The organism is Sphingomonas sp. (assembly GCF_024508665.1).
Classification (GTDB): Bacteria; Pseudomonadota; Alphaproteobacteria; order Sphingomonadales; family Sphingomonadaceae; genus Sphingomonas.
Map to the genome: position 1 here is coordinate 535,290 of NZ_JANINP010000007.1, position 20,072 is coordinate 555,361.

Genomic DNA, 20,072 nt, shown 5'->3' on the forward strand with positions numbered 1-20,072 from the left:
CCCGCGACAATGCCGCTTCCCGCCCCGCCCATCGACAGCCGCCGCTACCAGGACCTGGTCGACGAGCTGATCCAGCGCATCCCGGTGCACACACCCGAATGGACCAATTTCAACGCGTCCGATCCGGGCATCACCATCGTCCAGCTGTTCGCGCACATCACCGAAAGCCTGCTCTATCGCGCCAATCAGATTCCCGAGCGCAACCGGGCCAAATTCCTTTCGCTCCTCGGAATCCAGCTCAATCCCGCGCAGGAAGCGCGCGGGCTCGTCGCGTTCGACAATGCGCAGGGGCCGATCGACACTACGCTGATCCAGGCGGACACCGAATTGCTCGCGGGCAAGATGCCGTTCCGCACCACCACCAGCCTCGACGCGCTGCCGCTCGAGGCCAAGCTCTACGTCAAGCGGCCGCTGGCGAGCGTCGACGATGCCACCGCCGACTATTACAATCTGCTCTACGCCTCGTACAACCGGCCGGCGCCACAGACGCTGTCTATGTACGAGAGTGTCGAGGTGACCGGCGGCGACGTCGTCAATCTCGGTGCCAGCGTCGATCGCGCGGTGTGGATCGCCTTGCTCGGTCGCGACGGCGACCAGGATACGGTGACCACCGCCCAGCCCGACCCCTGGCGCACGTTGCGCGGCAAGCTCGCCAACCGCGTGCTGTCGCTCGGCATGGTGCCCGAGGAGCCGATCGGCACGCGGACGCTCGGTCCCGTCGCGCAGGGTGCCGCCAACAGCAACGTCCTGCAATATCATATGCCGAGCGTCGTCGTGCCGATTCCGCGGGTCAACGACGCGCCCGCGCCCGGCTATCGCCAACTCGCGCCGCGCGCCGATTTCGATCCAATCGCGACGCCCGGGATCGTCGAGCTGACCCTGCCGCCCGCCTCGGGCATCGGCACCTGGCAGGACCTCGATCCGCTCGAAGCGGGGGTGGGCAACCTGCCGCCGTCGATCGACGATGCCAAGGTCGCCGGGCGCGTGGTGACCTGGCTCCGGATCAGTGCGAGCAGCGGCAGCGCGCCGCGCTTCACCTGGATCGGCATCAACGCGGCCCAGGCACGCCAGATCATCCACGTCACCTCCGAACGGCTCGCCGATGGCGACGGCACGCCCGATCAGATCCGCAAGCTGGGCCGGGCGCCGGTACTCGCCGGCTCGGTCAAACTGCTAGGCTTCGTCGGCTCGACCCCGCGCGACTGGCAGCCGATCGACGACATCCTCGCAGCCGATCCCGAGGTGCCCGTCTATCCGGCCAAGGCGCGCGCCGAACCGCTGACCGACGTTTTCGTGCTCGACGCCGAAGCCGGCACGATCCGTTTCGGCGACGGGCTTACCGGCCGCCGCCCGCGCGCGGGCGAAGTGCTCTATGCCAGCTACGATTATTCCGAAGGCGCCGAGGGCAATGTCGCCACGGGATCGATCACCGCCGGGCCGATGGTGCCGACCGGCATCGCCGCGACCAATCCGGTGCAGACCTGGGGCGGCGCCGATGCGGAAACCGTCGCGCAAGGTGAGAAGCAGGTGCCGCGCGTCATCCAGCACCGGGAGCGGTTGGTCACCGCCGACGACTTCCGCACGATCGCCTGGCGCGCCCCGGGGGTGTCGATCGGACGGATTGAAGTGCTCGCCGCGACGCATCCCGATATCGCGCCGGTCGCGGCCGGGACCGCGCCGGGCGTCGTCACCTTGATGGCGATCCCGCACGACGACCCGCTTCATCCCAACGCGCCGCGCTCCGACGCGCGGTTCATCGATGCCTTGTGCGCCTATCTCGACCCGCGCCGGCTGGTGACCACCGAGTTGGTGCTGCGCGGCGCCGATTATCTCGGCATCTGGCTGTCGATCGGAATCGAGGTCGAAGCGAACCATCAGACCGCCGAAGTGGTCGAGGCGGTCAAGGCGCGGATCGAGCAATATCTGAGCCCGCTGCCCGACCCGGGCGTCGCGCTACCCGACTTGCTGGTCCCGCTCTATGCCTCGGAAACAGACCCGGCGCTGCGCGGCTGGCCGCTCGGCAAGCCGGTCAATGCCCGCACATTGCTCGCCGAGGTGGCGCGCGTTGCTGGGGTCGTCTCGGTCGCCGACGTTCTGTTAGCGAGCGGCAACGGCCCGGCGGTCGACCAAGTGGCGATCAGCGGCCTGCAATTGCCCGAAATCCTCGGCATCTCGGTGGTCGCGGGCGATCCGCTGCCGCTCGACACGGTGCGCGGCACCAGCCCAGGCACGACGCAAACTCCGCCGCGCCTGCCGGTCCCCGTCGTCGCGGAGACCTGCTGATGAACGTCAACGGCTCCCGCTATCACTTGCTCTACGGCATGGAAGACTGGGGCGACTGCACCGTCATGCTCGCGGGCAAGCGGCGCAAGCTGTCGGCGCAATGGAAGCTCGCCGCCCCGCCCGAGGACGTGCCGGCGTGGAACGACGATCGCGGCTATCTCGGTCTCGCCCAGCTCGACGCGGAACTGCCGGCAACACCGGGCGAACGCGCTTACCTCCCCGCCGACCACCGCGGGCTCGCCGCCGACGCTTATGGCAACATCTACGTGGTCAGCGACAGTCGCCACGGCATCGACGTGTTCTCGCGCGACGGCAATGCGACCAGCGTGTTCTGGCCCGTCGACACGCCGACGCGGCGCGTGCGACCGGGTGACTTTGCCGCCGCTGATCCCGATCCCGGTTTCGACGGTGCCATCGCCGGGCTCGCGATCACCTCGGACAGCTATCTCGTCGCCGCCTTTGCCACCGGGTTGCTGCGGTTCGATCTGGTCGGCGGTGGGCCGCCCGAGCGCTTCGCTTTCCCCGCGTCGCTCGGCACGATCGCGCCGACCGATCTCGCTCCCGGCCCGTGCGGCGGCATCTGGCTGCTCGATGGCGCGGCAGCCAAACTCTACCGGCTCGACCGCAACCTCGCGTTCGTCGAGGCGGCGGGCAATGCGCCGGTTCCGTCGGTGTTCCAGCCGGAAACTGGTCCCGCGACGCACAACGACCGGCCGACCGGCGTCGCGATCGTGCCGCTGCCCGGCGCCATGGATCCGCTGGCGATCGCCGCCACCGATCATTTCGAGGCGATCGTGCTGTGCGCCGACGGCGATGCCACGCGCCTGCTCGTCGTCGCGCCCGGCGATACCGCCGCCAGCGTGCTGATCGACGTGCCGCATGCCTGTTATTGCCTGGCCGCGCTGCCGACCAAGGCGGGCGAGGATCTGATGCTCGCCGATGTCGACGGCAATCAGGCGCACCGCGTGCTCCTCATGCGCCCCGATACCGGTCTGTCGGCCAAGCTCGATCCGACGACGATCGCGATGCGCCGGTTCGGCGGACGCGGTCTCGTCGCCGCCAATGGTTATGTGCTCTACGATAGTGGGCCGGTCGATCCGCTGTGGGTGCCGCTGATCGCGCAGAAGCGGCAATCGTTCGCCAGCGCCAACACCTTCCTGTCGCCACGCTTCGACAGTCAGATCCCGCAATGCGTCTGGGACCGTATCCGTATCGACGGCTGCATCCCCCCGGGCACGTCGGTAACGATCGAGGCGCGCGCATCCGACGATCTCGCGCTGATGGGCGCCGCGGCGGAGATCGGCTGGACGCTGCAGCCGCGACCTTACCTCAACCGCGATGGTGGCGAATTGCCCGGCAAGCGCGACACCGCCGGCAGTGTCACCGATCCCGCCGTGGGCATCGGCTGCTGGGACCTCCTGCTCCAGGGCGTAACCGGTCGCTATTGCGAGTTGCGCATCACGCTCGGCGGTGACGGGCGCTTCACTCCGCATTTGCGCGCTTTGCGGCTATGGTACCCGCGCTTCTCCTGGCCCGCGCGCTTCCTGCCCGGCGTCTATCGCGAGGATCCGGCGCCCGCCGATTTCCTCGAACGCTTCCTCGCCAACATGGAAGGTATCGACACCGTCGCCGAAGGACGTATCGCGGCGGCGCAGATATTATTCGACACCCGCACCGCTCCGGCTGACTCGCTCGACTGGCTGGCAGGCTGGTACGACATGGCGCTCGACCCGCGCTGGGACGAAAACCGCAAGCGGCTCTTCGTACGCAACGCCGCGCGCTTCTTCGGCTGGCGCGGCACCGCGCGCGGGATCGATGCGGCGCTGCGGCTCGCTTTCGATGTGGCACCCGACGACAGCCTGTTCGCACTCGAGCAAGCGCAATGCCGGCAGGCAAACGGCGTGCGCATCGTCGAAGGCTTCTCGACTCGCGCACCGCTCCCCGCCTGGCCTGCGACCGAAGCTGACGGCAACCTTCCGACGCAGGACCTGGCGAGCGCGACCTGGTCCCCCGCCGAGGGTGCGCAAGGTCTGGCGCGTCGTTGGGCGCTGGCGACGACCGGCACGGTACCCGCGCAGCTTCCGGCCAGCGTCGATCTCGATGCCCATGCATATAGCGACGGCGATTGGGCGGCGTTCGCCGCGGCGCAGATCGGGTTCATCCCGGCGGCTGGCGCCGCAGAACGCGCTCGCTGGACCGCCTTTCAGCAGGCGACCGGCGTCGCCGCGCCGATGACGACGCTTCCGGTGGGCTCGGTACCGGCCGCGCAGCACGACGCCTGGCGCGCCTTTGTCGCGCTTGCCTCGCGCGAACGCACCTTGTGGGTACGCTGGCTGACTGAGAGCTATCGCCGAATCGACCGGCTCAACGCCGCTTGGACCACCGGCTGGGACGATTTCGATGAGATCGCGTTGCCCGATCGCGTGCCCGATACCTTGGCGGCGATCCGCGACTGGCTGGTGTTCGAGGGTCAGATCCTCGCAGTCGACGCCAGCGCCCATCGTTTCAGCGTGCTGCTGCCGCGCCGGTCGGTCGACCAGGGATATGACGAGGAGCAGGACATGCTCGCCGTCGCCAGGCGCCTTGTCGCGATCGAGAAACCCGCGCACACGACCTTCGACGTCCGCTTCTATTGGGCGATGAACCGCGTCGGCGAAGCACGCGCGGGCATCGACACGCAACTCGGCCAGGGCAGCCGCGCACCCGAGCTGGTGCCGACCGCGACGATCGGCCGCGCCTATCTCGGGGCCAGTTTCATCGGCGGGCCGGGCGATCCCGGTCCGACAAGGAGCGTGCTCGCATGTTGACGCCAAGTTCCACGCATCTGGGGGAGCGATAACCATGGGATGCGCTTGCACCACTTTCTCGCCAATTCTCGGAGTCGCTCAAGGTGACCCGTCGCGGCACGTCAATTTCGTCACCGGCATGGTGCTCGGCGTCGACGATTACGCGCAGGAATTCGCCTATCACGCCGAACGCGCCAAGCGGATCGTGCGGGAGTTTCTGGGCTATGGCACCGTCTCCGGGCTCGCGATCAGCCTGGAGGACAGCGCCGATGGTCCGCGCGTGCGCGTCGCCGCGGGGTCGGCGGCGGCACCGAGCGGACAATTGATTTGCGTCGGGCGCGATCAGTGCGGAGAGATCGACGCCTGGCTCAAGCGGCCCGAAGTCAAGGCCGAGCTCGACGCGCGCGCCGACGGCGCCAACGCGCTCGACCTCAGCATCTACCTTACCTTGTGCTACACCGATTGCGCGGTCGATGCGGTACCGATTCCCGGCGAGCCTTGCCGCAGTCCGGACAATCTGATGGCGCCGTCGCGGGTCGCGGACGATTATATCCTCGCTTTCGCCTTCGATCCGCCACGGCAAACCGAGCTGGACGCGCTTTCCGTGTTCGACGCCTGGCTCGCCGATACGGAGGCCGCGATCAATGCCGGGGGCGAGAACAGCCCGGCCAATTTCGGACCATTATTGGCGCGAGCCAAGGCGCAGATCATCGCCGCACTCGGCATCGCGCCGGGGCCGGTCGATCCCGGCGATCTCGCGCCGGTGGTGCTTACTGCAGCGGCGTTCCCGGCCTTCGTGCTGGCAATGCGCAAGGCGTGGATTACCGTGTTGCGCCCGCTTGTCCTCGCACAGAGCGGCGGGTCGCTCGATCTTCCCGCCAACGACTGCGTGCTGCTCGGCGAGCTTCGCTTCGAGGCGACGCGCGGGATCGTCCCGGACTGGGCGGCTCCTCTGATCGCGGATATCATCCTGGACGAGGACGCGCGGCCGTTCATGCTGTCCGCGATGGCCACACAGAGCTCGCTCGCGCCGCGTCTCGCACCGCCCCCCGATCCGGTTACGCTCGCTTTCTACAACGACGCCAGCCCGGACTTCAAACCGAAGTGGCCGGTCTCGGTGATCGCCGCGGCGGGCGCTGCCGACATGACCTTGGTAATGCCGGTAGGGGACGCCAGTCAGGCCAAGGGCGATACGCTGACCCTGCAGCATGCCTCCGCCAACAAGCTGACGCTTACCAACGCCAAGAGCAAGGACGCCGACCCGTTCGTGTCGACCAAACGCGGCAGCTATCGGCTCACCTATAACGGCATCGATAGCTGGTCGGTTGCCGTCCTCACCGAGGAGCAGCCCTGATGGCCGACATCCTCGCCCTACAACAGCCGGTCGGTGATGGCGGCATTGAGACGGTCAATTTCTTCAACGGCCGTCTGCTCACCGCTGCCGACATGTCGCGCGAGCAGGACGCGCGGCGTCAGGCCGATGCGCGGTTGGGCCTCGCGCTAGGCGATGGGGTCGCGTTTGGACTGGAGGTGAGCGCGGGCAGCATCGTCGACGATACCACCGGATCGCCGATGCCCTCGGTCGCGATCGCGCCGGGTCTGGCGATCAACCGCGCCGGCCAGGTGTTGCGGCTCGGTTATGACGAGCAGGTGCGGCTGTCGCGCATCGGTGCGAGCAGCCCGACGCCGGCCGGCAATTCCTTTGCCGATTGTGTTCCAGTGATCGGCGGCTCCTATGTCGCGGGGCAGGGCCTCTACATCCTGACGATCGCCCCGTCGGAGATCAGCACGGGGCGAGCCCCGACCAACGGTCTGTCGGGCGCCGCAGCCGCCTGCAACATCGACCGCGTGATCGAGGCGGTGCAGTTCCGGCTGATCGCGGTACCTCCCCACCTCTATTCCCAGCTCAACGCCGCCGCACCGCGCTTCCGCAACGATGTCGCTTATGCGTGCTTCGGCGCCGGCGTTACCGCCTCGTGGGCGACCGCCCTGTTCGGCCAGGCCGGACGCGACGAAGGCCTGATCGACAAGATGCGCGGCTATGGCCTGACCGATTACGATGTCCCGCTCGCGATCCTCGCCTTTGCCGGCGCGGCAAGCATGGTCTTCCTTGATACGTGGGCGGTGCGCCGCCCGGTCAGTGCGCCCGACACGATGCTGGGGCCCTTGCCCTCACTCGTCGCGCCCCGCCGGATCGCTACCGGCAAGGCGATGCTCCAGCAATTCCAGGCGCAGCTGTCCGAGCTCGTGGGCACCACGGGTGCACTAGGCGCGGTGACCGCGAAGACGCATTTCCCGACCTTACCTCCGGCCGGCCTGCTGCCGTTCTTCACGCTTGACATGGTCAAGGCCTTCTTCGCCGGGATGGAAGTCCGCGGGCCGCAATATATCAACGCGCCACAGCTCGAGCCATTGGTCCGTGACAGTCTTGCCGTGCCTGCCTTCTCAGCCGGCGCGCCGGAAGTGTTCTGGCTCTACGCCGTCGCCGACAATGCGATGGCGATCGAATTGCCGCCACCGCCCGACGCGCCGCTGCCACCCGTGCGCTATTACGCCTTCGCCAGCGCCAACCTCGCTTACCGCGCGGACGCGCGCTTCAACCTTCACCACTGGGATTACGCCAACCTTGCGCTGAGCGCCTGAGCCTCGTCACGAAAGGACCCCAAGTCCCATGACCGCCACCCTGTCCGAGATCCTAGATGCGGTCGGCAGCCTGCTGACCGAGGACCAGAAGGACCAGCTTGCCGCGCAATTGATCGGCTCGCAGCTCAAGCTGGTCCAGCCCGGCGACCTGATCACCGCCGATTTGTTCAACGGTATGCTCGCGAACGTCGCCGACCTTGCGATTCGCGTGTCGGCGCTCGAGGGGGCGACGGGTGGCCCGGTGATCGACCATATCGAGCCGCAGGGGATCGATATCCCGGTCGGCTCGCTGATGACCATTGTCGGCCAGAACTTCCATCCCGGCAACAGCGACACCATCGCCTATATCGACACCGTCGCGATTTCCGCATTCAACCTGGGGTCCGATCCCAATCGCTTGGTCTTCACGGTGCCCGACGCCTTCGCGCAATTGCCGCGGGTCGCGCAAGTCAAGGTCAAGGTCGGCGATGCGACATCGAACTCGGTGTCGGTCGGGATCGATCCTCAGGTGCAGACGCAAGGCGGCATCTTGGCGATCAAGTCGATCGGCCCGGCGCTCGGCACGATCACGATCGGTGCGACCTATACGATCATTTGGCAGGTGATCCCGGCGGCAAAGCTTCCCGGCAACTACACTTTCATGCCGCTGGTCACCGATGTGAACGGCACGACGGTCAAGGCCTGGACCGACAATATCCAGGTCGCCACGCCCGGCCCGATCCAGATTGCCCCGGGCATGCCGCTGCTGGTGACGATGACGGTCAAGGTACCGGCAAGCGCCGTCTCGGCCAACATCTCGCTGGCCGGCACATCGGACGACTCGATCGTCAAGGGGTCGGCATCGCCCATCGCTTTTATCGTCGGGGCGCAGCCTGAGCAGTCCGACGATCGCGCGGCGGTCAAGCTCCAGGCGATTCCACCGATTTTCAACGGTTCGCCCAATGCGCTCAAGGCAGCGACTATCGCCGGCGTTTCGGGGGTTACGCTACTCAAGAGCGCGGCGAGCGAACTGCCGCTCGAATTATCGATCAAGGCGGGCGATCCGAGCGCGCAGGGATTCTATAAATTCCGCGCCGTGGTTGAGGGAGAGACTGCGCGCTGGACGCTCGGCGCACCCAATCCGCCGAGCCAAGCCAATGTCACCTCGGCCAATCGCCCGACCATCACGATCCCGATCCAGTCGAACAACTCGGCCGACACGACGACCGTGTCGAACATCGTCGTCTACGCCGAGAAGTACACCAATCAGGGCGACCCGGCGCCCGCGTTCAAGTCCTTCGTTCGTTTCCCGATCAAGGGCGCGTGAGCGCCGCAGTACAAAAAAGGAGCCTTCACCATGGCCGCTCATGACACACTCATTTTTCGCGATTGCGACGCCGGTGTTGCCGGCAAACCCAATGTCGACGGTTATGTCCACGACGACCAGGGCGTCTTCACCGGTGAGACCGCCGAAACCGGCTATGTCAACGGCTCGCGCATCTATCTCGGCGGCGCCGGCTCGGGCCTCCAGCCGGTGATCGCGCAGGTGGTCAAGGACGGCAACAGCCTGGTGTTCGGCTTCTTTTGTCGCGGCGACTTGAGTTTCGACGATTCCGACGTGGTCGTGCTGGCGCTCAGGCCCAATGCGGGCTCGGCCAATATGGAAGCCCGGCGCATCGATATCCGGCCGGTCTGGGGCGTCAATGGCGGCAATCCGAACGATATCGGCTTCGGTGCTGGCGAGCCCAATGCCGCCGATCAAACCATTCCCGAGCCATGGGTCGATAACCCGCCCTATCAGGTCCGCACCAAGAAGCATGCGCGTGCCGTGCAATTCTACAACCAGGCGTCGGGCTCGGCGAGTTGGAATCCCTACACGCCGGCGGGCTTTGTTCCGCCGGGGCCGGGAGATCCCGCGGACGACAATGGCGCTAACTACCGGATTCGCGTCCGGTCGTGGCAACCGGCGGTCGCGGCCGGTTCTCCGCTCGAGGCGGCGTGGAGCATCGAGGTCAGGCTGCCGATCGACAAGGCCACTGGCGGTGGCGACTGGATCGACCTGGCGGCTGGAGGGTTCGGACTCTATTTCAACATCGCCCGGTCGGGTCGACTGCCCGATTCAGGCAGCGATTTCCTCGACGGCTGGTATTGCACCCAGCTGCGCTTTCCTGATTTCGGCGCTGCGGTGCCGCCGGTCGGCACCAATTCGCGGCTGACCGGCAACCTCGGGGCCAGCACGCTTATCGATCCGTCATGGTATGGTACCGCGCTGATCAACCCGCCGGCCAACGCAGGTGCTGGCGTGCGTTTCAAGAACGGCGTCTGGGGCGTCGGGCGCCGCGAACATCTCGACACCACCACCGCACCGGGAAGCACGATCGCGGTCAACAAGACCAACGACATGGTCGCGATCCTTGAGAATACCGGCCCGGCGGTGAATGGCATCGAGGCGGTGTTCCGGATCGGCAAATACGGCCTTGGTAGCTGGGGCGACTTCAAGATCCCGAACGGGATGGCGACCAATGCGACCGATGCCAACCTGGCTGGCGGAACCCCCGGGACGCCCTCGCCGGAGCAGACGTCGGTACGCACGTTCGACGTCGCAGCGGCCGATAAACCCGATTATCTCGCCAATAGCCATCGCTGCATGGTGGTCGAGCTGACCAGCCCCAATCCGGTCACCTTCACGCAATCGAGCGTCCGGCGGAACATGGATTTCGCGACACTGTCGGACGTCGAAACAACGGCTGAGGTGAGCGGTCGCGGCTATCCGACTCCCGCCTCAGGCGATCATGACTTCCTGCTGTTCACGCGTTGCCGCGCGATCAGCGTGCAGCGGCTCGTGTCCTGGTATCGCGAACATCCCAACTTCGACCCTGAAACGATCGCCATGGTTGCCGGTGCGCTCCAGCACGCGGCCGACAAGGCCGATGGCGTAGCCGGCGCCATCGTCAACCACGATCACATGCGTACTACATCGGTCGATTACGGCAATGTCGTGGTCTATGCCTGGATCACCGAAGGGTATCGCCGCACCGACACCTATCTTCAGGTCGACGACAAGAAGATGGTGGTGCTCGACGAAACGCCGGGGGCCTTCGGCCTCGCTGCGCACCATGTAGGCGAGCAGGACCGGCTTTCCTGGTCGTTCGACGCGCCGGGCCTGAGCAATCATGGCAACGGCATCCATGCGCTCAAGGTTCCCGATGGCGGCGCGGTGACGCTCAACATCCGGCTGTCGGCAAGCCCCGACGGACCGGCCGGCGACGTCTCGAAGGACCCGCCGGCATCGGGCGGTCACGGCGTCGGCCCTGGCCCCGACTTGCCCAAGGGCTGTCTCGCTTTCCTGACGACGCTGTTCAAGAAGAGCAGCTGAGCCGATGACAGGCGCGCTTTCCCTCGCGGCGAGTGGCCTTGCCGTCGGCCGCGCCCGGCTGTCCGGGCCGGGGGCAAGCCGCTCGCTGCTCGAGCAGGCGCTGAGCGAGGTCGCGATCGATCGCCTCGGATTAGGGCCGCAGGAGGTGCTGTATATCCCGCATCTCACCGGTCCGGGCCGGTTACGCGCGGGTGCGACGCGGCATTTCGCCAATGGACTCGGACTCGTGCTCGGCGAAATTGTCGGGCGTGCGGCGCGCGATCCTCCCGGTGGTGCCGCGACCGGCCATCCATGCCGATTCAGCAGCCGTGCCGCCTTTGCCGCCTGGCTGATTGGTTCGGTAATCGAAACCGGATCGGCTGACGCCGTGGCGCTGGTGCGTGCCGCTACCGGCCGCGCCAGCGCACGGGATTGGTGGCGCCGCGACGTATTGGGCGAAGGTCGCGATCTGGTGCCGGTGCTCGTCCGCCTCGCCGAAACGGGGAGGGCGGTGCGCTGGCTTGCCAGGCTTGATCCGGCTGAGGTTGACCTCGCGACGGCCTCGCTCGCTCGCGATTATGGACTGGTGTTCGGGCGGCCCGCCGATCGCGAGGCGCCATCGCGCTCGCAAGGCGCGCGCTCCGTTCCGCCGGTCCGTCGTTACGATACCCCTCCCGACCGACAGGAACGCGCGGCGACCGAAGGCGTCCGCGCGGCCTGCGCTGTGCTCGTGGCGCGGGGTGAGGCGCTCGCCGACCTGCCGGTCGCGGCGCGTGGATTACTCGTCGCTGCCGTCGTCCTGGCACGAACGCCTGCCATTTCCCGAAACGCGCTGGTCCATGCGATCACCCGTCAGATCGATGAGGTTCGCCCGGCGCCGGACCTGACGCAGCGTGTCGGCGCCACTGCCGTCGCCCCCACGCCGGCAGCGGCGCCGGAGGGCGTGGCGGCGATTTCCCTGGTTCCGCGCTCGTCCGAGCAAGCGCCGTATCGGCCGATCGTCGTGTCGCCCGTACGCGACCGCGTCGCGGTGCCCACGATCGCCGACCCGCCTGCATCGGCACTACCGGCCGATTCCCGGAGGGCGGCTGCGTCCCCGGCGCCCCACGCCGCAGCCGCTCCGCAACCCGCCTGGAATCCCTTCGCCGATCCAATCGATGCACCGCGCCCGACAATATGGTCCGAGCCGCAAACGAGCTTCAACACGGCGTTCGGTGGACTGGTCTTCCTGATCAATGCGTTTCTGGCGATGGGCCTCTATCCGGATTTCACCCGGCCGCTTGACCCCGCGCTGCCATTGCCCCCCCTCGCGCTCGCCGATCGTCTGGGACTCCACTGGTTTGGCGCGCGCTACCGCCGCGATCCGCTTCATCGCTGGATCGCGCAAGGTGGACCGCAAGTGCCATTGCCCAGACGCTGGCGGGTCGAAGCAGAATGGCTGGCGCCGTTCCCGGGCGACCGTGCGTGGCACGACGGGTCGACGCTGTGGCATTCGGCCGGCTTCGCACTCGCCAACCGCAGTGCGACGCCGGCGGCACGCCGACTGGCGCGGGTGCTTGGCGTGCGGTTGGGCTCCAGCGAGGCCGGACGATCCGCGGCGCGGGCGCGACATGATCCCGATTGGCTGACCTGCCTGGCCTTGTTCCTGGCCGCGCGCTTGCGCCGCGCCGCGCCTGACGACTTGCTGACGCCGGCCGCCTTCGCGATCCCGGGGCGTGTCGTCACCGAGGAAGCGCGGCTCGATGTGCACTTCGCGCTCGCCGGGCTGCCGATCGCGTTGCGGCTTGCCGGGCTCGATCGCGATCCCGGCTGGCTTCCCAGCGAAGGGCGCGACGTCAGGTTCCACTTCGAATGACTCGCCCGCTCGCCTTTGCGCCCACCCCCGACGCCGCCACGCATTTCCGTCTGACGGTGTTCGGCGCGGTGCTTCATTTGCTCGAGCAGCGTCCGGAGGCCTGCGCCGACCTTCCCTTCCTCGTCGCTTATCAGGCCGAGATAGCGCGATTGACGGGGCGCGACACGGCGCCGCGGGCGGCGGAATGGTCCGCCGCGCTCGACGCGATCGGCACCGATGCCGCGCTCCCGTTCAGTCGCCTGGCAAGAGCCGGCTTCACGCCGCTCGCGCGTCAATTGCTGGCGACGCTGGCGATGATCGAGGAAGACCCCGCGCTCGCCTATCTGGTCGAACCCGATGGCGGCCTGCCGACGCTCGGGGGCCTGGTCGCGCAATGGCGGACCGGCGCCGAGGGCGATCGGGCCGGCGCCGTGCGCGATGCGCTGCGCGACTTGGAAGCGGCCGGACTGGTCGAGGTCGCCGATCCCGAGGCGCTGCGCGGCGATCGTCGGCTGCGCTTGCCCGGGCCGCTGCTCGATGTCCTCGCGGGAGCGCCACCGCGGCTCGATGGCGCGCGGTTCGAGGCGTGCGCCATACTGCCTCAGTCCGACGACTGGATCGCGCCCGCCATGGATGCGATCCACCCCTTGCGCCTCGGCGCCTTGATCGCGCGCGATCCTGCCCGTCTTGTTCTCGTCCGGGGGCCCGGGCGCAATGGCCGACGGATGCTGCTGCGTGCCGCCGCGCGCGTCGCCGGCCTGGACGTGCTGATCGTCCCGCAGACGATGCTGACCGATCCCGTGCAATGGCGCTGCGCGGCGGCAACCGCGCACCTTGCCGGCGCGATGCTGATAGCGGCAGTCGAGCCGGCCCCCGGCGAGACGCTGTCGATCGCCACGCATCCTCTGTTCGCCGGCCCGGTCGGCATCGCCATCGGCGCGAGCGGATCGATCCGCCAGGAAGGGCTGGCGACGACGCTGGCAATCGACTTGCCGCTGCCCGATGCCGCTGCCCGAGCCCGCCAGTGGAGCGCTTGCGGGCTCGGTTCGATCGCCGCCGAACTGACCAATTTGTCGATGACGCTCGGTAACATCGCCTGCGCTGCGCGCGGCACCGCCGCTGCCGCCGAACTGGCGGGCCGTCCGGGTGTACCGATCCGCGACGACGTGCGCGCGGCCGCGCGGTCGCTGCGCGACGCCCGGCTCGACGCGCTGGCGTCGCCGGTCGATCACAGCGGGGAACCCGAGCCGCTGTTCCTCGACCCACGCGAGCGCCAGGAATTCGACGCGCTGCTGCTGCGGAGCCGCCACCGCGAGCGGCTTGGCGCTGATCTGGGCAATGGCCGCGGCGTGCGCGCCTTGTTCGCGGGCGCGAGCGGCACCGGCAAGACGCTCGCCGCGCGCCACATCGCGGCGCGGCTCGGCAAGGACCTCTACCGCATCGATCTCGCCGCCACCGTCAGCAAATATATCGGCGAGACCGAGAAGTGCCTCGACCGCGCGCTGTCCGCCGCGGAGGAGCTAGACGTCGTGCTGCTGCTCGACGAAGGCGACGCATTGTTGGCACGGCGCACCGATATCGGCAGCTCCAACGACCGCTACGCCAATCTCGAAACCAATTTCCTGCTCCAGCGGATCGAGAGTTTCGAAGGTATCATCCTCGTCACCACCAACGATGTCGAACGGATCGATCAGGCATTTGCTCGCCGGCTCGACGCGGTACTGACCTTCCGCTCGCCCGATGCGGTGATGCGGCGCGATATCCTGGCGCGTCAACTCGGCGAACATCAGGTCAGCGCCTGGCTGATCGACGACATCGCCTGCCGCTGCGTGCTGACCGGTGGCCAATTGCGCAACGTCGCGCTGCACGCACGCCTTCTTGCCATGGAGCGCGATGGCGGCGTCGACGACTCCGCGCTGCGCGCCGCGATCGAGCGCGAATATCGCAAGACAGGCGCGTTCTGCCCGCTCAAACCCCTGCTCGCCGCAGCGGACTAATCGATGGCAACCGCCGCCGCTGCCCCGCGCACGACCGCCGAGGCCGACCATGCGCAGGAAAGCGGCGCGGCGCATGCCGCCGCCGCGGCGAAGCGGCTGCACGCGAACGTCAAAGCCAAGACCAAGCCTCTTCGCGGCAGGCTCGATCACCACCACAGAGGGGCTCGCCACGCCCACGATTCGGTGCACCCGCTGACTCATCCCGAGCGGTCGGCGTTGCTCGCGCGCACGGGCATCCAGCCGGCGCTACTGATCTCGCAGCCTGGCGACGCCGCCGAGGCGGAGGCCGATCGCGTCGCCGATCGCGTCGTCGCAATGAAGGATCCACCGGCCGCCCCGGCGCGGGCGTTGCGGGGCGATCTCCAGCGCAGCCCGCTCGTCGTCCAGCGCGCCCCGGCGCGCGCGTCGGCACCGCCCATGCCACAACCGGCCGCCGAGAATGTCGCCGACGCGGCCACCGAGACGGCGGTCAAGGCCGAACTGTCGGGCGGCGCGCCGATGGCGGCGGATGTCGCCGGCTTCTTCGGCCGCCGGTTCGGGGCGAATTTCGGCGATGTCCGCATCCATACCGACGACAAGGCGGCCAACCTCGCCACCCGGCTCGGCGCCCGCGCATTCACCTATGGCCGCCACATCTTCTTCAATGGCGGCCAATACAATCCCGACAGCGAGGACGGCACCAAGCTGATCGCGCACGAACTGGCGCACACTATCCAGCAATCGGCGGTGATCCAGCTCAAGGAGGATGCGGCGGCACCGCCGCGCGTCACGTCGCGCTCGGCGCCCCAGGCGCAGCGCGGGATCGTCTCGCGCGCACTCAACTGGATCGCCGATAAGGCCAATTACATCCCCGGCTTCCGCCTGTTCACCATCGTCATCGGAGTCAACCCGATCAACATGGCGACGGTGGAGCGATCGGGCGCCAACATCCTGCGCGCATTGATCGAGTTCATCCCCGGCGGCGGCCTGATCGTCGATGCCCTCAACAATCACGGCATCTTCGAAAAGGGCGGCAAGTTCATCGAGGATCAGTTCCGTTCGTTGGGCATGGTCGGCGCGGCGTTCCGCGATGCGCTGATGGAGTTCATCGATTCGCTGAGCTGGAGCGACGTCTTCCATCTCGGCGACGTGTGGGACCGCGCCAAGCGCATCTTTACCGCGCCGGTCGACAAGCTGATCTCGTTCGGCAAGGGCCTGGTCGTCGGCATCGCCGAGATCGTCAAGGACGCCATCCTGAAGCCGCTCGGCCGCTACGCGGCAAGCATCATCCCGAAATTCGACATGCTCGCGGGCGTGTTCGGCAAGAACCCGATTTCCGGCGAAAGCGTATCGCCAGCCAATGCGCTGATCGGCGGCTTCATGACGCTGATCGGGCAGCAGGAGATCTGGGAGAACATCCAGAAATCGGGCGCGGTCGGCAAGGCGTGGAACTGGTTCAAGGGCGCGCTGTCGGGGGCGCTGGCGCTGGTCAAGACGATCCCCGATCGCTTCATCTCGACGCTCAAGAGCCTGACGATCTTCGACATCGTCACGATCGTCGGTGCCTGGGGCAAGTTCGCCAAATTGTTCGTCGGGTTCGTCGTCGATTTCGGGGGCTGGGCGCTCAAGCAGGTGCTCAAGCTGCTCGAGATCATCCTTGAGGTCGTGGCGCCGAGCGTCATCCCTTACCTCAAGAAGGCCGGCGCCGCCTTCAACACCATCATCAAGGCGCCGGGCCGATTCATCGGCTTCCTAGTCAAGGCCGGCAAGGCCGGTTTCAACATGTTCAAGACCAATATCCTTGCGCATCTCCAGCGCGGGATACTCGACTGGCTGCTCGGCTCGCTGGCGGGTGCCAATCTCTATATCCCCAAGAGCTTCGCGCTGCTCGAACTGCTCAAATTCGGGCTCTCGGTGATCGGTGCGACATGGGAGAACGTCCGCGCGAAGCTGGTCGCGGCGACCAACGAGACTACGGTCAAGGTGCTCGAGACCACCTTCGATCTCGTCAGGACCCTGGTCACCGAAGGACCGGCCGCGGCCTGGCAGCAGCTGCTCGAAACCCTATCCAACCTCAAGTCGATGGTGATGGATGCGATCATCGATTACGTGAAGGGCAAGGTGATCGAGATCGCCATCGAGAAAGTGCTCTCGTTCCTCACTCCCGCCGGCGCCTTCATCCAGGCACTGCTCGCGATCTATCGCACGATCACCTTCATCGTCGGCAAGCTTCAGCAGATCGGCGCTGTCGTGGCAGCGCTGATCGACGGGATCGCCGCGATCGCCGCGGGCAATATCGGCCCGGCCTCGGCCAAGGTCGAAAGCGTGCTGGCGCGCGGGCTCAGCCTGGCAATCAACTTCCTCGCCAACTTCGCCGGGCTGGGCAACGTCAGCAAGAAGGTCATCGAGATCATCAACAAGATCCGGAAGCCGGTCGACAATGCGCTCGATAAACTGGTGACCTGGATCGTTGCGAAGGCGAAGGCGCTCGGCAAGATGTTGATCGGCAGCGACAACAAGCCGGTGCCCCCTGCGCAGAAGGACACGCCTGGCGATGGCGAGCTCGGAGAATCGGTGGCGTTCGAGGCCGGCGAGGAATCGCACCGACTGTGGATCAAGCAGAGCGGCGAAAGCGCGCATATCATGCTTGCCAGCACGCCCAAGCTACTCACTGCCCATCTGAGCGACTTTTCGGGCAAGGCAGCGAAGCTCAAGGATGCCGATACCAAGAAGAAGGTCACCGCTGCCATCGGCTTCGTTTCGCCGATCGCCACGCAGATCGAGGCTGACGCAAAGACGGCCGCGAGCAAGAAGATCGGTGCGCCCGATCGCGACAAGCTCGACAAGAAGATCGAGGTCAACGAAAAGAAGATCCGGCCCCAGCTGAAGGTCATTCTCGATGGGCTAGGCGTCAACGTCCCGGACAAGATCACGCAGATTCCCTGCACTTTCATCCGGGGTACCGGCGCAGCGCTCCCGGCCAATGCCGGCGAATATACGCGGCAGCTCACACGCCAGCAGAACCAGATCAATGCCATGAGTGTCCACATCTGGATGGAGCGCCGGCGGCAGTTCGCGGTCTTCAGCAAGCAGAAGGATCGCAAGTCGCTCGATGACAACGCGCGCAAGGCGGTGCGCGCGCGGATCACCAGCGCCATTGCCGAGCGGCTGACCTATCCGATCAACGAGCCGGCCACGACGCCCGCCGTCCGCAAGGTCGCCAAGATCGAAGGCGCGCAGATGATCGTGGATGCGATCTGGGCTGGCGTCGCATCGAGCACGCGGTACAAGGGTCTTTCCGCTGGAACGGCACTTGCCAAGGCCGCCGACGGCATGAAAGGCAAGGCTGTGCTGCACGAGCCCGATAAGGTCGCTGGCGGCCGCTATGATGAGATTCAGGACATCGGCTCGGGCGTCGTGAACAGCGATATCGGCGCAAATTGGGGCGGCGTATCGTTCGAACCCGCAACGGCCGGGCGTATCAACATTCCCAACATGGTCGAACAAAAGATCAAAGCTGAAATGAAGTCGAAAAAGGTCACGCAAGCGTTGTGGCGGGCGGTCAAGATGGACCTTCTGCTCCAGTAATGAACAAGAGGTGCCGATGTCCTCCAAAGCCGCGATCAAGTTCCGCAAGAAGCACAAGGCCGATCCGGCCTATCGGCCCTTTACCGACGAAGACCGCATGCGTCTCGCCGGCCGGTTGTCCGAAGCGATGCTCGCGTTGCTCGATGCAGATGGCTGGTGTTCGTATGACGGACAGGTGATCTGGTTGTGCGATCCCGATGATTGGGTGGAAGTAGGCAAAGAATGGCTACCGCGAGGACGCAAGGCGACCGATGTGATCGTGCGTTCGGCGTTCGGCGATCTCATCGGTTGGGACGGCGAGCAGTTCTGGCTGGTCCTTCCGCACGATTTGGCCCGCATCAGCCAGACCGCGGATCCGGAATGGCTGTTTGGCGTCGAGTTCGAGAATCCCGATTTCCACTTCAACGCCGATCTGTCGAAGGAAACGAAGGCAGCGCGCAAGGCTTGCGGCGATCTCGAATGGACCCAGATGTTCAACTTTGCGCCAGCGCTCGCGCTCGGCGGAGATCGTAACCTGTCGCAGATCGCGAAGGAAGACGCGCGTGTCGCGCTCGACATTCTCCACCAATTGGGGGCCATCCAATCGATCGAAATTTAGCAGACCGGCACTGAGTCACGCGGACAAGCTGCGAAAGAAGGCGTCGGCGGCATGGGGGCCTTGCTGTAGATTAGTCGCAGCCTCCGTTGCAGTAGCAATCGATAATGCGTTCGCGTCAGCCTCGCACGCCCGCAGACAGATTTTCGCGCCCGGTCCTCGAGTCGGCCAAACCATCTGCCATGGGTGAGCCGTCGCCGTTCTAGATCAAATACCTACCGCGCTTGACGATTGCAGGTTGCAGGCAATCCGCGAGAGCGTGCGTTGGGATGAATGCCGTTCGCGAGCCGCTCTTGGCGCCGATCTGGATCGACCGACGGCAAAGCGTCTGCCAATTGCCGTTCGAGCGGTGCTCGGATCAGCCTGAAATGCAGCCGCTCGAAAGGTTGTACTTCGGCCTAAAGCGATAGTGGGAATGATTCCGCCTTCGGTACGGCGCGGCACGGTGGTTGCTGCTGCAAGGGAACTGGCGAGAAAGGCTACCATCGCGCCGATTTCATCCGCCTCGATGAAGCGGCGGATGAAGGGAAGCGGTCGCACCTTTTCGAAGACAGGTGTTCCGCTCCCGCGTCCGAGTGGCTACCCGCAACACGCTCTTGACGAAATCGACGATGCTTTTCGGATCGGGTGCCGGGGCATCACCAAATTGACGGTCACGCCGGCGCCTTTGGCCTGGGCGGCTAAGCCTCGGGCGATTGCAAGCTGGGCCGTTTTGGTCATGCCGCGGTGGATCATTTCCTCGGGAATGGCGAGGCTGCTTGAGAGGGCGTCGTTGATGCAGGCGGCGCCCGACGCGACCACAACCGCACTCAGGAGAAGCCGCCCACTGCTGTGTCGGAACTGGCGGCGCCGTCCGGCGACATCGTCGTCGTTATTGCGCAAATCAATGCGATAAATCGCTTGATTGGTGACCCCTACGGGAATCGAACCCGTGTTTCAGCCGTGAAAGGGCCGCGTCCTAACCGCTAGACGAAGGGGCCGAGCGTGTCGGCGCGGGGGAGCGGTTAGGGAAAGCGAGGCCTTCGGTCAAGCG

10 protein-coding genes and 1 tRNA gene are annotated in these 20,072 nt (G+C 66.4%); 10 read left to right on the forward strand and 1 reads right to left on the reverse strand.

Annotated elements, in window-relative coordinates; all coding sequences use genetic code 11:
- The first annotated feature begins 9 nt into the window (after positions 1-9).
- From Q0L25_RS17785 to Q0L25_RS17830, 10 genes are read left to right on the forward strand one after another with little or no spacing between them, the layout of a single operon-like run.
- A complete protein-coding gene (locus tag Q0L25_RS17785; protein WP_296616600.1) occupies positions 10-2,283 on the forward strand; it encodes a baseplate J/gp47 family protein in 2,274 nt (757 codons plus the stop codon).
- Positions 2,283-5,090, forward strand: coding sequence for a phage tail protein (locus Q0L25_RS17790; protein WP_296616602.1), 2,808 nt, complete (start codon positions 2,283-2,285; stop codon positions 5,088-5,090). The genes Q0L25_RS17785 and Q0L25_RS17790 overlap by 1 nt, the downstream gene beginning before the upstream one ends.
- Before the next feature lie 34 nt (positions 5,091-5,124).
- Entirely contained in the window at positions 5,125-6,423 is a 1,299-nt protein-coding gene (locus Q0L25_RS17795) for a hypothetical protein (RefSeq protein ID WP_296616604.1), read from the forward strand.
- Positions 6,423-7,712: a hypothetical protein gene (locus Q0L25_RS17800; protein ID WP_296616606.1), complete on the forward strand. Its 1,290-nt coding sequence runs from the start codon at positions 6,423-6,425 to the stop codon at positions 7,710-7,712. The genes Q0L25_RS17795 and Q0L25_RS17800 overlap by 1 nt, the downstream gene beginning before the upstream one ends.
- 28 nt (positions 7,713-7,740) lie before the next feature.
- The gene (locus tag Q0L25_RS17805; RefSeq protein ID WP_296616608.1) at positions 7,741-9,018 is read left to right on the forward strand and encodes an IPT/TIG domain-containing protein; all 1,278 of its coding nucleotides are present in this window, start codon (positions 7,741-7,743) and stop codon (positions 9,016-9,018) included.
- Positions 9,019-9,048: 30 nt separating this feature from the next.
- Complete coding sequence (locus tag Q0L25_RS17810) at positions 9,049-11,067, forward strand: hypothetical protein (protein ID WP_296616610.1); 2,019 nt, start codon at positions 9,049-9,051, stop codon at positions 11,065-11,067.
- A 4-nt stretch (positions 11,068-11,071) separates the two neighbouring features.
- Complete coding sequence (locus Q0L25_RS17815) at positions 11,072-12,901, forward strand: hypothetical protein (RefSeq protein ID WP_296616612.1); 1,830 nt, start codon at positions 11,072-11,074, stop codon at positions 12,899-12,901.
- Positions 12,898-14,877 carry an ATP-binding protein gene (locus Q0L25_RS17820; RefSeq protein ID WP_296616613.1) on the forward strand — a complete coding sequence of 660 codons (1,980 nt, stop codon included), beginning with the start codon at positions 12,898-12,900 and terminating at the stop codon, positions 14,875-14,877. The genes Q0L25_RS17815 and Q0L25_RS17820 overlap by 4 nt, the downstream gene beginning before the upstream one ends.
- A 3-nt stretch (positions 14,878-14,880) precedes the next feature.
- On the forward strand, positions 14,881-18,444 hold the full coding sequence (locus tag Q0L25_RS17825; RefSeq protein ID WP_296616615.1) for a DUF4157 domain-containing protein: 3,564 nt from the start codon (positions 14,881-14,883) through the stop codon (positions 18,442-18,444).
- A 16-nt stretch (positions 18,445-18,460) separates the two neighbouring features.
- Complete coding sequence (locus Q0L25_RS17830; protein ID WP_296616616.1) at positions 18,461-19,042, forward strand: GAD-like domain-containing protein; 582 nt, start codon at positions 18,461-18,463, stop codon at positions 19,040-19,042.
- Between the two features lie 902 nt (positions 19,043-19,944).
- Here the strand turns inward: Q0L25_RS17830 and Q0L25_RS17835 are convergent.
- Positions 19,945-20,019 (reverse strand) — tRNA-Glu (locus tag Q0L25_RS17835).
- Between the last annotated feature and the right edge of the window lie 53 nt (positions 20,020-20,072).